We start from the raw sequence: 16651 nt of genomic DNA, 5'->3' as shown, positions 1-16651 counted from the left end.
TTGCTCGTGGTGCGGGCTTTTTTGACTTATACCGGGTAGACCGGGTGTTTGCGATCTGTAAACGGTGCGTACTTGCTGGTGTAGACCTCAAAGCGGCGAACCAACTCGTTGCGCAGGTCGTTCGGGTCGACGATGCCGTCGATGATCATCTCCGACGCCAGTTTGTAGATGTCGATGTCTTGGCGATACTCGTCGCGCTTCGCTTCGATGTACGCCGCACGCTCCTCCTCCGGCAGTTCCGCGATCTTGTTCGCGTAGACCGCGTTGACCGCTGCTTCCGGGCCCATGACCGCAATCGAAGCGGACGGGAGTGCCAGGCATGCATCCGGCTCAAATGCCGGGCCTGCCATCGCGTAGAGGCCTGCACCGTATGCTTTGCGGACGACGACGGAGATCTTCGGCACAGACGCTTCCGACATCGCGGAGATCAGCTTCGCACCGTGGCGGATGATCCCTGCGCGCTCGACCTTCGTCCCGATCATGAAGCCTGGTACGTCCGCGAGGAACAGGATCGGGATGTTGAACGCGTCACAGAGCGTGATAAACTTCGCCGCTTTGTCTGCGGAATCCACGAACAGCACGCCGCCTTTGACTTTCGGCTGGTTGGCGATGATCCCGACCACTTTGCCGTTGATGCGGCCCAGTCCGGTGATCAATTCCTGTGCGAACAGCTTCTTGACTTCGAACCAAGAGCCTTCGTCGATCAGGCGGTTGATCAGGTCGAGCATGTTGAACGGTGCGTTTTGGTTCGCCGGGATGATCTCGGCGATCGATTTCTCGAACTGCGCCGGGTCGAGGGCTTCAGCAACCGGTGGCATCTCACTGTAGTTTTGCGGGAAGAAACTCAGGTAGTGACGCGCTTGTTTGATCGCGTCCTCCTCGGTTTTCGCCAGCACGTCACCGCAACCGGAGACTTGGCAGTGCATGCGTGCGCCACCCATCTCTTCGAGCGTGACTTTTTCGCCGATGACCATCTCCGCCATGCGCGGGGAGCCGAGGTACATCGATGCGTTTTTGTCGACCATGATCACGATGTCACAGAACGCCGGGATGTACGCGCCCCCTGCTGCAGACGGCCCGAACAACACGCAGACTTGCGGCATGCGACCGGAGAATTTCACTTGGTTGTAGAAGATTCGGCCTGCGCCGCGACGACCTGGGAACATCTGAATCTGGTCGGTGATCCGAGCGCCCGCCGAGTCGACGAGGTAGATCATCGGGACGTTGAGCTTCTCCGCCGTCTCTTGGATGCGGATGATCTTCTCAACGGTGCGGGAACCCCAGGAGCCCGCTTTGACCGTGGAATCGTTGGCCATGACCGCAACGGTGCGGCCGCCGACTTTGCCGAGGCAGGTGACGACACCGTCTGCCGGCAGATCGCCCGCCATGAAGTTGGCGAACATCGAATCCTCGACGATGAACTCGTCATCGAACAGCAGACGCAGACGATCGCGGACGAACAGCTTGCCAGATTCGGCGTTTTTGTCATGGTATTTCGGCGCGCCACCTTGCTTGATGCGGGCTACGCGCTCTGCGAGCGTTTGATCAAAAGACATGTTTTATGGCTCCTTCCAGATCCCTACGATTTCCGATTTCTATTCGCCCTTGTAGACAGGGGGACGCTTTTCCTTGAAGGCGCGCAATCCTTCGACCCGGTCTTGGGACGGCAGGATCACTTCGTAGGCGTTTTGCTCGATGGAAAGCCCGGTCGCGAGGTCGACTTCGATCCCTTTGTTGATCGCGAGTTTGGCTTGGCGGACCGCCATCGGGCCGTTTTTCGTGATCTCACGCGCCAGTTCATAGGCTTTGTTCAACAGCTCGTCCTGCGGGACGACGGTATTGACGAGACCGATGCGCTCCGCTTCGGTTGCGTCGATGCGCCGTGCTGTCAGGATCAGTTCCTTCGCTTTGGCGACACCGATCAGACGCGGCAGGCGTTGCGTGCCGCCCGCCCCCGGAATGATCGCGAGCGCGACTTCGGTCAAGCCGAACTTGGCATTTGGAGATGCGACACGGATGTCGGCTGGCAAGACCAGTTCCATCCCGCCGCCAAATGCCACGCCGTTCACAGCCGCGATCACCGGTTGCGGCATCAGGTCGAGCTCGTTGACCGCCGTGCGGATCAGGTTGATGTGCTGGCGGGTTTGCGGCATATCCATCTGACCGCGTTGGATCAGGTCAGCACCTGCGCAGAACGATTTCTCGCCCGCTCCTGTGATGACGAGCACGCGGACGTCTGGATCAAATTTGAGCGAGTAGAGCGCATCGAGGAACTGTTCCAACATTTCGACGGACAGGGCGTTGTGCGCTTCCACTCGGTTCAAAGTGAGCGTGGCGATGCCTTCCTCGATGGCGACTTGCACGAGGCCTTTTTTCTCCTCGGCAAGCGGAACCTCGCGGAAGTTGCGAATGCTTTTGTCAAACGGCATTGAGCCATACCTCCCATGCAAAAAGCGGCCAGGCGCTTCCCGCATGGGGAGAACGCCTGCCTTTTTGCGAGTTAACAAGCATTGACGGTCTGTAGCGTGTGGCTCGGCAGCGGGCGGCCGATTTTGTCCTGCATGAACTGTGCAGACGCGATCAGGGCCGCTTCGTCGAGGCCCGTCTGGACGTTCATCCCGTGGAGCATGTGGACGAGGTCGTCGGTCGCCACGTTTCCGGATGCGCCCGGTGCGTAAGGGCAACCGCCCAACCCACCCAGTGCGCCGTCAAACGTGGTCAGCCCCAGTTGCAGCGACGCCACGACATTGGCAAGCGCCATGCCGCGCGTGTCGTGGAAGTGCATCGCGAGTTGTTCAGCCGGAATCTCGCGCAAAAAGACCTCTAGCACTCGCTGTACTTGCAACGGGTTGGCCACGCCGATCGTGTCACCGAGCGACAGTTCGTGGATGCCCAACTCGAGCAGCTTTTGCGACACGTACAACGCCTGTTGGACATCGGTCGCCCCTTCATACGGGCAGCCAAATACGGTCGAGACGTAGCCGCGCACGCGCTTGCCGTTTTTCAACGCTTCGTCGATGACTTCCTTCAACACGGGGAAGGTCTCATCGATCGCTTTGTTGATGTTTTTCTGGTTATGTGTCTCCGTCGCGGACATGAAGACCGCCACCTCATCGAGATTCGCCTTCAGAAAACCTTCCATGCCGCGCATGTTCGGAACGAGGGCGCTATACGTCACACCCTCGACGCGCTCGATGCCCATCGCCACCTCGAAGGAATCCGCCAGCGGCGGAATCCACTTCGGGTTGACGAACGAGGTGACTTCGATATGTTTCAACCCTGTGCGGGACAGGCGGTTGATCCACTCGATCTTGTCGGGTGTCGCGATGACCGTCTTTTCATTTTGCAGACCGTCGCGCGGTCCCACTTCCTTGATCGTGACAGAGGTCGGTAGCTTCATCTATTGTCACACCTTTCTACCCGGCAAAGGCGTTCTGCTTGGGAATTAGCCCGATTAGTCTTCGATGACGACGAGCACGTCGCCTTCGTTGACGAAGCCGCCCTCTGCTGCTTTCACTTCGACGACTTTGCCGCCAAAGTCAGCCGCGATCGGGATTTCCATTTTCATCGATTCGAGGATGACCACGTCTTGGCCTTCTTCGACGGTGTCACCGACGTTTACGAGTACTTTCCATACGTTGCCTGCCATGCTTGCGGTGATTTCTGTCATCTGAGATATCCTCCTGAGGGTTCCGTGGGAACTCCTGTTATTTTTTCTGAATGTGTTTTGCCACAAAATCGGTGGTCGTATCCCCGGCGCGGAACGCCTCGTGAGCCATCACTTCGCGGAGCATCGGGATGTTGGTCTTGATCCCTTCCACGTGGTAGTGATCCAGCGCTTCCTGCATCCGTGTAATCGCTTCCAAACGGTCGGAAGCTTTGACGACCAACTTGGCGATCATCGGGTCGTAGAACGGCGTGACTTTCGCACCCTCACCTGCCGTGCCGATCTCGTTGCGCACGAACGCAAAGGTCGGCGGTTCAAAGCGGGTGATCGTCCCCGGCGACGGGAAGAACGTTTTCGGGTCTTCCGCGTAGATGCGAACTTCGATGGCGTGGCCTTCGAGTTTCACATCAGCTTGGCCGTAGCCCAGCTCTTCGCCTGCCGCGATGCGCAGTTGTTCATGCACGAGGTCGAGTCCGGTGATCTCCTCAGTGATCGGGTGCTCGACTTGCAGACGGGTGTTCATTTCCAGGAAGTAGAAGTTCCGGTGCTTGTCGACCAAGAACTCAATCGTGCCGGCGTTGCTGTAGCCAATCGATTTGGCAGCGCGCACAGCCGCTTCGCCCATTTTCGTGCGCAGCTCGGTATCGAGGAAGGAGGATGGGGCTTCCTCGACCACTTTTTGATGACGGCGCTGGATCGAGCATTCGCGCTCCCAGAGGTAGACGGTGTTGCCTTGCTTATCGGCCAGAACCTGCACCTCGATGTGACGCGGCTCCTCTACGAACTTTTCAATGTACATCGCGTCGTCGCCAAAAAACTGCTTGGCGCGGTTTTGGTTGCCAGCAAAGGCTTTGAGCAGCTCTGCGTCGGTATGGCAGACTTGCATGCCGATCCCACCGCCACCACCAGATGCCTTGAGCATGACCGGATAGCCGATCTCTTGCGCGACTTGCACGCCTTCCTCTGCGTCGGCCAGCGGGCGGGTGATGCCCGGAACGACCGGAACGCCTGCGATCTCCATCGCTTTGCGGGACTCGATCTTGGAGCCCATCGCGGCGATCGCTTCAATCGACGGGCCGATGAACGTGATGCCCTCTGCTTCGATGCGGCGCGCGAAGTCGGTGTTCTCAGAGAGCAGTCCATAACCTGGGTGTACAGCTTCAGCGCCAGTTTCTTTGGCGATTTCGAGAATGCGGTCGACGTTGAGGTAGCTTTGCGCGACCGGCGGGGCGCCGACGAGGTAGGCTTCGTCCGCCATCGTAACATGCGGAGCTTCTGCGTCCGCTTCGGAATATATACCGACCGTTTGGATGCCTAAGGCTTTACAAGTGCGGATGACGCGGCAGGCGATCTCGCCGCGGTTGGCGATCAGGATTTTTCGGAACAAAATGGATTCCTCCCTAAGGTTATACGGTATCGCTTCACGGGTTCCTGCAAACTCTAAGTGTGGAAGGAGTGGATCAGGAAACCATGAAAAATGAACGAATCATCACTCATTTTCAATCGTATACAACAGCGAAAGGTTGCGTCAAGGACTTAACACCTTATTTTAAGGAAAGAATTTCGGTTCTAACGCCACAAAGCGGTCTGAACGCAGGTCAGACGCACAAAACAGATGATCGAGACGATCTCACCAAATTGGCAGACGGCGGGATCGGAACTGCTCAGACGATGATCTCCGATCTGGCGGAGATCGGAGGTGTCGCGCTGGGCACAGTCGCCTACCTCTACCCTGGCATGAGCCCGATCCTCACCGGCGGCCCGATGGCGGGTGACGCCATCGGACAGAATATCGGCAGTTACATGCTCGCTGAACTGGGAACGAATTACAGCTTAGAGGATGAGGATCAACAGCGAGGGTCGAGCACTTCTGGTGGTCAAGGCGGCACATGGAGTCGGGCCGGAAACTTTGCAGATCAAAACACAAGCCCTCGCAACCAGAGCGTGTTCATCGCAGTCGATGTGCACTCGGAGCATGAAGCGATGATCGTGGAGCGGATCATGCTGCAGTACGGAGGAAAGCCACATCGCGGGACGTCCAGCGAACCAGATGGAGGATTTCCTTCCTATGAAACCCTGCCTGCCAATCCCGGTGTGGAAAGCCACTATTCATTCGCCCAGCCGGACTCCACGATCCCGGAGGAATACCGCAATCCAGCTCTCGAAGGCTATCCGCTCGATCCGATCGCCCCGCTCTCTCCACAAGGTTTCATCGACCGAAACATCGGACTCGGCGACTACAACCTCGCAGACCCGAACGCCACAGTCGGGTTGCCGCCGCGGGAGTGAGGTCAGATGCCGCGCTTCGAACATGATGGCATCTCCCACTACTATACAGTAACCGGGATGGGCTTCCCACTCATCCTCATCCACGGAATGGGTCTCTCCCATCAGATGTGGATCGGCCAGACTCCGTTGTTCGCTCGGCACTACACCGTGATCGCCTACGATACACGAGGGAATGGCGGCACGGGGGTCTCCAAAGGACCGATCACGGTCCGTCACTACAGCGAAGACCTCCACGCGCTCTATCAAGCGCTCGGCATTGAAAAAGCCGTCCTCGTCGGCTACTCGACCGGCACGTTGATCGCTGAGCAATTCGCGATCGACCACCCGGAAAAAGTCGCCGGCCTCTGTCTGATCGGTTCGTTTGCGAAGGTCAAAGGTGTGTACATGTCGCTGAAAGTCCTGTTCAGCCGCTGGCTGATGCTGACCAATTTTCACAAACTAGCCGCCTACGCGGTTGCCGTTGCCAACGCGGAGAACCTCGTGCAGCGCGGGTTTTTCTACCGCATCGCCAAGCGATCGAACATCGAAGAATCGTTGCGGATGCTGGACGCCTGCGAGCACTTCCTCACCACGCGAGAAGTCTCGCAGCGCGTAACCGCTCCCGTCCTGCTCGTTCACGGGTCCAAGGATCGCTCAACAGCCACTTACGCCCGCGAATTCGCGCAGTACCTCCCCCACGTCCGCCTCTCCGTCGTCGAAGGCTGCAACCACGCCGTCGCCACGCGAGCGCAAAAGACGTTCAACCACCTGCTGAGTGAGTGGCTCAACGAGCTGCCTTTGTAAAAAAAGCACCCGGCCCTGCGCGGCCCGGGTGCTTTTTTGTTACAGTAGAAGTTGAAAGGAAGTGGAGTCCGTGACAGCTTTCCAACCCCCCCTCACCGGTCGCCCGCTCACCCGCCAGCATGCGATCGTCACAGGCGCCTCCCGAGGGATCGGCGCGGCGATTGCGGTCGGTCTGGCGCGCGCGGGTGCCAATGTCGTGATCAACTACCGCCAAAACGCGGAGATGGCTGAATCTGTGGCCGCGATCTGTCGCAAGTTCGATGTGTCGGCGATCACCCTTCAAGCGGATGTATCTCGTGCAGACGACGTCAACCGCCTCATCGAAACGGCTACCGTCCATTTCGGTGCTCCTGCGATCCTCGTCAACAACGCCGGAGTTGCGCACACCGGGTTGTTGCTGGACATGACGGAACAGGAGTGGGACATGCTGATGTCTGCCAATCTCAAAGCACCCTTCCTGTGCACGAGAGCGATCCTCCCGCATATGATCCGCCAGCAGTACGGACGGATCATCAATCTGTCCTCCATATGGGGACTGGCGGGCGGCTCCTGTGAAGTGGCGTACAGCGCCTCCAAAGGCGGTGTGATCGCCATGACGAAGGCGCTCGCCAAGGAAATGGGCCCATCTGGAATCACAGTCAACGCCGTCGCTCCAGGCGCGATCCAAACGGACATGTTGGGACACCTGAGCGACGAAGATCTGCAGATGCTTGCCGAGGAGACGCCGGTCGGACGTCTGGGCACTGCTGAGGATGTAGCCAACGCCGTAACTTTTCTCGCGCTGCCGTCCTCGTCTTTTCTGACAGGACAAATCCTCTCACCAAATGGGGGCTACGTCACATAAATTCTCACCTTTTTCGGGTAAGATAGGATCTGTATGCTGTACATACAAAATCAATTATTGGGAGGTTTACTAAACCTATGACTACTGTAGCTGAACGTCAAGGCATCACCTTCAAAGGTGGCGCTGTCACCCTGCAAGGTACCGAAGTAAAAGTTGGCGACACCGCTCCGGACTTCACCGTCCTCGCGAACAACCTGACCCCGGTTACCCTGGGCGATTCCAAAGGCACCGTGCGCATCATCTCCGTCGTTCCGTCTGTTGACACCGGCGTATGTGACGCACAAACCCGCCGCTTCAACGAGGAAGCAGCAAACCTTGGCAACGTGAAGATCCTCACCGTTTCTGTTGACCTCCCGTTCGCACAAGGCCGCTGGTGCGCAGCTGCGGGCATCGACAAGGTGCAAACCGTGTCTGACCACCGCGACCTGTCCTTCGGTCTGAACTATGGCGTCGTCATCAAAGAACTGCGCCTGCTCGCTCGTTCCGTCTTCGTCATCGACGCCAACGACAAGCTCGTACATGTTGAATACGTCAACGAAGTAACCAACCACCCGGACTACGATGCAGCAATCGCAGCAGCGAAGGCTGTTCTGTAAGCCTCCTTTTTACAAAAAAAGCCTGCCCCGCGAGGGACAGGCTTTTTTTCATGCCACGAGCAACAATTAGCAGCAAGCGCCCGGTTTACCAGCGCCATCAGCGGTCTTGAAGGAAGAGCCGCACCCGCAGGTCGACGTAGCGTTCGGGTTCTCGATTTTGAAACCAGCGCCCATCATCGAATCGACGTAGTCAACAGTCGCACCGTCGAGGTACTGACTGGACATTTCGTCGATGACAATTTTCACGCCGTCGATATCAAACGCTTGGTCATTGTCTTTTTTCTCATCCAGTGCCATGCCGTAGGAGAAACCAGAGCAACCACCCGATTTAATGAAAATACGAAGAGCCAATTGGTCGTTATCCTTCGCTTGCAGCAGGGAAGAAACCTTCTCCACTGCGGACGGAGTCATCGTTACCATTGTGCTCACCTCCTCTATACAGATTGCAACTACAAGATACATTATATTCGTATGCTTGAGCAATAGCTATAAGGATACTTACATTCTTTCTTAGGAAACAACTGTCGCGACCTGCTCTTCCTGCCGCTGCATCACGAGTTCTGCAAGTTCTTGGATCGGAACTCCGCTCAACAACTCGCCAATCATCAATCCCACCCCTAGATCTTGGAGCACCTGTGCTTTTAGCTTGAGAGAGATCATCGAATCCAACCCAATGTCTGGCAGTGATTTGTCGACTTCCAGCATCGGGCGCGGGTAATGCAAGAACTCCGAGATCAGGTGCAAGAAATGTTCCTGCACAGCCGACCGGCGCGCATCGGGAGCGAGCTGCAGCAGGCGCTCCTTGAAATCCTGACCGATGCGAGATTGCGTCCCCGCCTCATCGAGGTGTTTGCGCAGCAACGCTAGCAAGGGCAGGTCTTTGGGGTACTGATGCAACAGCACGGGCCAGTTGGCGGAGAGCACGAGGGTTTGCGCCACATTTTGCCCGAGCAGATAGTCTAGAATCTGCATGCCGGCACTGGCGGTCAAACACTCCATGCCGATCTGTTCGTAATACTCGACGAGGTTTTGCTTTTCCACCATCCCGATCGCCCACGGCCCCCAGTTGATGCTGAGCGCCGGAAGTCCCATCGCCCGACGATGCGCGGCCAACGCGTCAAGGAACGCATTGCCTGCCGCATAATTGCCTTGGCCAGCAGGCGGCATGATCGAAGCCAGCGAGGAGAACAACCAGAAAAACTCCAACGGCTCATCCAAGAAGGCTTGATGCAAATTCCACGCCCCTTGGACTTTCGGATCGTAGACGAGCTCAAACTGGTGAGGGTCCATGCGTGCAAGCAACCCGTCTTGGAGCACTCCAGCGCTGTGTACAACCCCACGCACCGGCGGCCACCCCATCGCTTTGAGTTGGTGTACGCATTCGGACACGGCTGTTGCGTCGGTGATCTGCATGCCGATCGTGAAGACTTGTGCATGGGCCGCTTCTAAACTACGCACCAGCTCGACACGTGTTCCTTCGGGGCTCGTCGGATCGAGCCGATCCCAGTCCTGTCGTTCCGGCAACGGAGTCCGAGAGATCAGCACCAAGCGTCTGGCTCCTTTTTTGACGAGCTGGCGGGCGACTTCTGCGCCTACTGATCCAAATCCACCGGTAATCACATACGTGCCGTCCTCCCGGAAGCGGGCCGGCAAGGCACCCACGAGCGCGGAAGCATGGTTGATACGCAACCCGTACCGAGCGTCTCTGCGAAACGCAACTTGATCCTCCGACGAATTCATCTGCAGGTGCTCAACGAGCAAGTTGGCAGACTCCTGCGGTGCTGTGGCCGGGTCCAAATCGATCGCACCGCCCCAATGCTCCCGACCTTCTTGCTGTCCCAGAGTTCGGGCAATTCCCCATGCGCTAGACTGGAAGACCGCTACGGAAGTCTCCGCATCCTGAACAGCTTGGGCTCCAGCTGTGACGAGCCAGATTTTTGTCGGCGCTCCTAACTGCGAGACCGCTTGATACATCGAGAGCAGGGACAAACAGCCCAGTTCTTTTAGTTTTGGCCACGTCACTTCCGCAGCGGCGGAGTTTGGAGACGGCAGATCCAAGTTCCAGACATGCAGGACTCCGTCACAAGGTCGACCCCACCGCTCGGCAACGTCATGCAACAAGTGCTGATAGTCAGGCAGGTGTTGCGGCCGCAGCGTGCCGTTTTGCTCCGCAGCAGAAAACGCATAGTGATCACCTGGAGCGATGCGCAGGCAACGAGCCCCGCGTTCACGCAACAACCGAGCGGTTTCCTCCGCCACCCCTTGTTGGTCTTCCAAGAGAATCCAGACTTGATCTGTCAATGACTCCGCTTTTTCGGTGAGAACCGAACCATCGATTTCCAGAGAATGCCACTCCAGTTCATGGAGCCAATGCTTCAACTTTTGCTGCTCGATCTGCCCGAAACCGACAGCGACAGATTGTTTGACAAACCCGAGTACTTCAGCGATCAACTGACCTTCTGCATCGTAGATGCGCAGATCACCTTTGGTGAAGACTGCGTTTTTTTCCGTCTTCCGAGCGTGCGCCCACAGCCGACTCGCTGGTTTTTGATAAAAGCGCACCTGTCCGATGCGCACCGGGATGCGGAACTCTTCGTCTGGCAACGACTCGCCCAACACCGGAATTTCAGAGGCCAGCAACGCATGGAAGCAAGCATCGAGCAAGGCCGGATGGAAATAGTACCCCGCTTCCTCCTGCACGCCCCCTGCAAGCGCCACCTCCACCAGCGCCTCATCATGCCCCACGAACGCCTGTTGCACCCCTTGAAATTGCGGCCCGTACTGAAACCCCATCTCATGCAAGATCTGATACAGGTCATCCTTGGCGACGGTATGGCGACACCGCGCTCGAATGGCTTCAAAATCCACGGTGTGCGACTTGTTCGTGTTTTGAAGTTGCCTGATGTTCGCCTTCGCCGCCAGCACATACTCTTTGCTGAGCAAGTCCGGCGTCACATGGACTTGAATCTGCGCATGCTCCAGATCCAAACCATAGCGCAACATGATCGTGCCCGCGTCTGACAACGCGAGGCTCCGATGCAATTCCAAGTCCTCGAGGACAAAACTCCCCGCACCCAGTTGCAAGGACACCGCCTGCAAGCACCCTTCTATATAGCCTGCCGCTGGAAACAACATCTGGTTCATCACCCGATGATCGCGCAGATAGGACAAGGAGTTCAGCGAGACCTCCCCTTCCCAGATCGGGGTCGCTCCCGGTACGGAATGACCGAGCAGCGGGTGATCGCGCCGGCCGAGACGGATGTTGCGGATAAATTCTTGTTCAATCCAGTAGGGTTTGTGCTGCCACGGATAGCTCGGCAGTTGCATCCACTTCCCCTCCGGATACAGCGCCTGCCAATCTGGGTCGATCCCTCGCACGTAGAGTTGGGCCAGGGACTGCATCAATTGCATGGCTTCGTCCTCGTGCCGACGAAGCGACGGCACGACCAGACCGGAGGTATCCATCAGACACTCCAGAATCGAGCTGGACAGAACCGGATGAGGCCCGATCTCCAAAAAGATCGTATGCCGATCCCGAATCAATTTGCGAACGGCGGCGTTAAATTGCACAGGCTCACGAACATTTTGCCACCAATACGTACCATCCGGTGCGCCGTAGACAGGCTCGCCGGTCACCGTGGAGATCAGCAGATCCACAGGGTGTTGGGACGGCAAGTCACGAACGCACGCCAACAATTCGTCGCGGATCTCCGCCATCGCTGGGCTGTGAAACGGGACGTTCACCCGCAGTTGTTTGCAGAAATAATTTCGGGCCCGCAATTGCTCCATGAGTTGCTCCAAGTCCGCTTGCGCACCGGACAGCGTGACAGAGGACGGGGAGTTCACCGCAGCGATACAGACCTGACTCTCCGTCTGGTTCAACAATCCGTTCATGACCGCTTCCGGAACGGCTGCAAACACCATCGACCCGCGCCCATCCAAGCGTTTCAAAAGCCGCGCACGATGATGGAGCAGTTTCAGCGCATCCGCCAACGTGTACACTCCGGCCGTGTAAAAAGCGGCGACTTCGCCTGCGCTATGACCCAACACCGCATCCGGTCGCACTCCCCAAGACCGCCAGAGCGCATCCAACGCGACTTGCACCGCGAAGTTGACGACCATCGAAACGTCCGTCTCCTCCATGCGACTGTTGGATTCGTCGGCTGTCATCTCAGCCAAGATCGACCAGCCTCCGATCACCGTAAACAACTCGTCACAGCGGACGATCATTTCACGAAACACAGGTTCTTGTTCGAGCAATTGACGACCCATACCCGACCATTGCGTTCCCATGCCCGAGAATGCAAAGACCAGTTTGGGTGCAACGCCTGCTGGCTTTTTGCCGGAAAAGACACGCGGGGATTGCTGTGTGTCCACGACCCATGCCCGGCGATGGTCATGGTGTTCACGCCGAACCCCGGCACTCCAACAAAGATCCTGCAAAGAGCTGAAATCAGTCAGATGGCGCCGGTACTCCGCCTCCAAGTGCGAGAGAGCCTCGGCGTGTCGTCCTGAAAAGGGCAACACGAAAGGACGGGCGGGCATGGAGGGGGCGGCGTCTGCTCCGCGTGCGACAACGCGACTCGGCTCACAGAGGATCAGGTGTGCATTGGTGCCTCCGTAGCCAAACGAATTGACGGCCGCAACAGCTGGGCCGACATGAGCGGGCCACGGTTCCAACTCGGTGACCACGCGCAAGTTCAACTCTGCAAAAGGGATGTCTGGATTGGGCGTTTGGAAATGCAGATGCGGCGGAATCTGTTTGTGTTGCAGACAGAGCACCGCCTTCATCAGCCCAGCGATTCCAGCCGCCGCCTCGGTGTGCCCGATGTTGGTCTTGCACGACCCGATCAAGAGCGGTTGGTCAACAGGTCGCCCCTGTCCGTAGACCTGCCCGATCGCTCGCGCTTCTATCGGGTCGCCGATCGGAGTGCCCGTGCCGTGCGCCTCTACATACTGCACGCGGGAGGGCGAAACACCCGACTTGCGCAGCGTCTCCCGAATCAACGTCTCCTGCGCCTGTTGACTGGGGACGGTGATGCCGACCGTTCGCCCGTCTTGGTTCACGCCGCTGCCGAGTATGATCCCTTGAATGTGATCTCCGTCCGCCTGTGCGTCCTCCAGTCGCTTCAGCACCACGATCCCGACACCTTCACCACGGACATACCCGTTGGCTTTGGCATCGAACGTCTGGCATCGACCGTCCGCCGACAAAAATCCACCTTTGCTCTCGACGATGGAGTATTGCGGGGTGAAGACGAGGAGCACTCCACCTGCGACCGCCGTATGACTTTCCCCGCGACGCAGGCTCTCACAGGCCGCATGGACCGCCACCAGCGAGGACGAGCAAGCCGTGTCCAACGTCATGGACGGACCTCGGAAATCGTAGATGTACGAAATGCGGTTGGAGATCATCGTCGTCATGCTGCTCGCCGCTGTGTAGGGGCTGACCTGTCGTTGATAAAAATCAGCAAATTGCAACGCATGATAGTCAAGCGAAAAGGCTCCGATGAACACACCGACGTCCGTTCCCGCCAACTGGCTTGGATGGTGGCCGCCCTGTTCGAACGCCTCCCACGTCACCTCCAGCAACAGGCGTTGCTGGGGGTCCATATGATGGGCTTCATGCGGAGAGATTCCGAAAAACTGTGGATCAAATTGATCAATCTGGTCGAGGAATCCGCCCCATCGCGTGACCATCTTGCCCGGCTTTTCTCGATCCGGGTGGTAGAAATCCGCCTTGCACCAGCGGTCCGCTGGCACTTCCCGAATCGCATCTGTCCCGTTTTTTAGCAATTCCCAGTATTGATCAGGACTCGCAACACCGCCTGGGAACCGGCACCCCATCCCGACGATGGCGATGGCGTTTTTCAAGTCGAGGTCTGTGGGTTCCATCGTTTCTGGCCTGCCTTTCATGACGTGATGGACAGCGGACTCCAGACACGAAGGGAGGGAATCGGTGCTCCGTTCGGGCCTTCCAATAGCGTGTAGTCCAGCGTATAGAGGTTTCGCCAGAGGTCGACCGTGATCCGCGCGCCATTGACACCGAGTGTCGTCGACACTTTTTGCCCGCTCGGATCGTAGATGTCCACACGATAACTGGATACCTGTGTGGTATCCCCTTGTGTATAGAGCACATAGAAATACCCGTGCGCATCCACTTCCACGTCTAGATAGTGCGTAGAAGGATCACTGCTCAATGGCAAGACAGGAGAATCAGCAAAATACGGGGCAGGATTACCGAAGCCATCAAACGCTTGGAGACGACGATTGCCTGCTTCCAGCACCACAAAGTACGCATCCGGCGTCGCCGCGACCGCGACGGGAATCGACAGGAGTCCGACACGAGTGCCTGCACCGCCGACCGTGAACGGCTGTGGGGTCTCGACGTCTGCAACGGCCGTCTCGCATAGCTGCACGATCTGCAAGACTTGGTTGGATGTGCTGATCGCTGCGGCAGTTCCGTTGGGTGCAAGCGCCAGATCATTGATCGACGTGATCGTCAAACAGCCGCGGCTCTCCCCTGTTGCGACCTCCAACGTTCCGGCTTGCCCCAGTGTCACGGGACGCAAGTACGTCGTGGACATGCTGGAATCCAGGAACAGATTGTCAGCGTCGCTGTCAGACCCACAGGCAATCAGCGTCCGTTGCAGATACCCGCAGTCTGACGTTTGCAAGGCCGCTTGTGGTGCAGCGCCGATCGACATCGCTTGCGGAACATACAATTGCTGGCTGGAAACCGTCTGACTTCCGCTCGGCGGGACGACTTGCCCGGATGCGCGCCACGAAAACGCCAGCGACTTGGCTACCGAATTGTACGAGATCGCGGTGAGTTCACAAAGGGATCGCCCGACGTTGCTGCAGTCGAGATTGGCAATCGTCCCTGCGTTCGACGTGGCGCTCTCCCATCGATAGCCCGTGGCGCTGTCATACGCGAGCTGCAAAACGGGCAGGTACGTCGAGTGCTCATCCAACGCTGGCACAGACTCGCAGAGCGTCACTTGGAGCGGGTTGGCCGAAGTGTTCTCGATCGCAGTTTGTGCGAGGATTGCTCGCTTGGCGTCCAGCACTTTCACTACGAGCTGGAGCGGGCTCGAAGCCGGCAAGAAATCCGGCAAGGTCATGGTGATCGGGGAAGCCGTCAGCAACCCCTGCATCTCTGTGGTGACCATTCCTGTAGAAGTACCGCAGGACCATTGCACCTCACACGTTTGCGCAGCAACGGGCCATCCGCCATGTGCGGGGTCTGGAAGCAGTTCCAAAGTGCGTTGGGCGATCATGTCCCAAGCAAACTCCATCTGGAAGGCAACAGGGACTGCTAACGTTTCAACCACGCCTGTCGAAACACCCGCTTGGTCGGTGGTCAACAGTGTGGAAAGCGACCAGTTGATTCCTTGTGCTGCATGGATCAACGCTTGCGAGCTCAACACGCTCTGCAATTTTTTCAGCAGTTTGGGCAGTGACCCGCCGAACAAGAGCTTGCCGATGTTATCGCACAGAAGCTGTAGCGCTTCGGTTGCGCTTGAGGTCGAGGCAAGGAAACCTCCCGCGCTGATCACTTCGCGCTGGATGTCGGCATCTGCCAACAATTGGTTGTACCAATCTGGAGACGAGTAGATACCTGATGAGGTTAACGTCCACGGAACCCCATAGCCGAGCACCCCAGTTACCAGCAGCGAAAGAGCATTCACGACCGGGTTCCACACGCCGCTGCTCCCAAATGACCCCAACGTGAAACGGAGGGTTTTCGTCTGCGCAGGCGCGGTGCAAGAGAAACAGACGTGGTCGACCGTCAGCGGGATTCCCTCTTGGGTCATCGTCGGTGGCAACAGGCCGAGAAATTTCAACGTCTGCGTCTCAAAACTTCCCGCGACCGCAGCCGGAAGTTGCGAGTTCCACGCGTCTGGGATCAGCGCTGTTCCATCCTCGTCTAGGAACTCCACGTACACGGTGTACTGGAACGGATAAGCATTTTGCAGGAGAAGTTGTAGGTGTTGTGTTTGCGGGTTTGCGCTGACCGATTGGACGGTAACGCCATGCTGTGGCGGGAAGTTGTTGGCGGTCCAGAGGAACCCTTCGACCGGTGGAACGACAGGCTGATAGGTTCCGGTCACACTGGTCGGGACCGACCACAGCACATTTTGCAACTGGAGGTCTTGCTTGACATCGACCAGCGTGTCATGGATGAGACCGGTCGCTGCGTGTAGAGTTTGTACGGAGATGTTGTATTGATAGACAGGTTGCGTGTTGAGCTCGCCTAACTTGACCAGTTGCGCCCAGCCGCCTGATGTGGAGGCAGGCCCTTGGGAACTGATGACCGTCGCCAACTGGTTCAGGGAGTTGGTTTGATTTTGAATGTAGGATGTGACCTTCACAGCCACAGACGGAACGGGCGACGAGAGTTCAGGATGCGCACCCGTCAAGGCGAGTGCATACTCGATCGGAGTTGCTGATGGTGTTTGCGCCATGTGT

Annotated in this window: 12 protein-coding genes; 4 read left to right on the top strand and 8 right to left on the bottom strand. The window is 57.6% G+C overall.

Annotation, left to right across the window (positions count from 1 at the left end):
- Positions 1 to 26: 26 nt before the first annotated feature.
- The 5 genes from C7459_RS13020 to C7459_RS13000 form a co-directional block, all read right to left on the bottom strand.
- Positions 27 to 1556 (bottom strand): acyl-CoA carboxylase subunit beta, encoded by a 1530-nt coding sequence (locus C7459_RS13020; protein WP_109689745.1) that lies wholly within the window; start codon positions 1554 to 1556, stop codon positions 27 to 29.
- 39 nt (positions 1557 to 1595) lie between these two features.
- Positions 1596 to 2429: an enoyl-CoA hydratase-related protein gene (locus C7459_RS13015; RefSeq protein WP_109689744.1), complete on the bottom strand. Its 834-nt coding sequence runs from the start codon at positions 2427 to 2429 to the stop codon at positions 1596 to 1598.
- 71 nt (positions 2430 to 2500) lie between these two features.
- Positions 2501 to 3400, bottom strand: a complete 900-nt coding sequence (locus C7459_RS13010) for a hydroxymethylglutaryl-CoA lyase (protein ID WP_109689743.1) — start codon at positions 3398 to 3400, stop codon at positions 2501 to 2503.
- A 54-nt stretch (positions 3401 to 3454) separates the two neighbouring features.
- Positions 3455 to 3670, bottom strand: coding sequence for an acetyl-CoA carboxylase biotin carboxyl carrier protein subunit (locus tag C7459_RS13005; RefSeq protein WP_109689742.1), 216 nt, complete (start codon positions 3668 to 3670; stop codon positions 3455 to 3457).
- Positions 3671 to 3707: 37 nt separating this feature from the next.
- On the bottom strand, positions 3708 to 5054 hold the full coding sequence (locus C7459_RS13000; RefSeq protein ID WP_109689741.1) for an acetyl-CoA carboxylase biotin carboxylase subunit: 1347 nt from the start codon (positions 5052 to 5054) through the stop codon (positions 3708 to 3710).
- 83 nt (positions 5055 to 5137) lie between these two features.
- Here C7459_RS13000 and C7459_RS12995 point away from each other — a divergent pair, with 83 nt between their 5' ends.
- The 4 genes from C7459_RS12995 to tpx all read left to right on the top strand — a co-directional run bounded on the left by C7459_RS12995 (position 5138) and on the right by tpx (position 8179).
- Positions 5138 to 5956: a hypothetical protein gene (locus C7459_RS12995; protein ID WP_109689740.1), complete on the top strand. Its 819-nt coding sequence runs from the start codon at positions 5138 to 5140 to the stop codon at positions 5954 to 5956.
- Positions 5957 to 5962: 6 nt separating this feature from the next.
- On the top strand, positions 5963 to 6739 hold the full coding sequence (locus C7459_RS12990; RefSeq protein ID WP_109689739.1) for an alpha/beta fold hydrolase: 777 nt from the start codon (positions 5963 to 5965) through the stop codon (positions 6737 to 6739).
- Between the two features lie 70 nt (positions 6740 to 6809).
- Positions 6810 to 7583: an elongation factor P 5-aminopentanone reductase gene (gene ymfI, locus C7459_RS12985; protein WP_109689738.1), complete on the top strand. Its 774-nt coding sequence runs from the start codon at positions 6810 to 6812 to the stop codon at positions 7581 to 7583.
- A 77-nt stretch (positions 7584 to 7660) separates the two neighbouring features.
- The gene (tpx, locus tag C7459_RS12980; RefSeq protein WP_109689737.1) at positions 7661 to 8179 is read left to right on the top strand and encodes a thiol peroxidase; all 519 of its coding nucleotides are present in this window, start codon (positions 7661 to 7663) and stop codon (positions 8177 to 8179) included.
- Between the two features lie 66 nt (positions 8180 to 8245).
- Here tpx and erpA read toward each other — a convergent pair whose 3' ends face one another.
- Genes erpA through C7459_RS12965 form a run of 3 tightly spaced genes read right to left on the bottom strand, consistent with a single transcriptional unit; the run spans position 8246 to position 16647 of the window.
- A complete protein-coding gene (gene erpA, locus C7459_RS12975) occupies positions 8246 to 8641 on the bottom strand; it encodes an iron-sulfur cluster insertion protein ErpA (protein WP_281272776.1) in 396 nt (131 codons plus the stop codon).
- A gap of 48 nt (positions 8642 to 8689) precedes the next feature.
- On the bottom strand, positions 8690 to 14074 hold the full coding sequence (locus C7459_RS12970) for a type I polyketide synthase (RefSeq protein ID WP_170119449.1): 5385 nt from the start codon (positions 14072 to 14074) through the stop codon (positions 8690 to 8692).
- A gap of 17 nt (positions 14075 to 14091) precedes the next feature.
- Complete coding sequence (locus C7459_RS12965; RefSeq protein WP_109689734.1) at positions 14092 to 16647, bottom strand: NHL repeat-containing protein; 2556 nt, start codon at positions 16645 to 16647, stop codon at positions 14092 to 14094.
- Positions 16648 to 16651 lie beyond the last annotated feature (4 nt).

The organism is Tumebacillus permanentifrigoris (assembly GCF_003148565.1).
Lineage (GTDB): Bacteria > Bacillota > Bacilli > Tumebacillales > Tumebacillaceae > Tumebacillus > Tumebacillus permanentifrigoris.
This window is presented reverse-complemented; position numbering and strand designations above follow the sequence as displayed.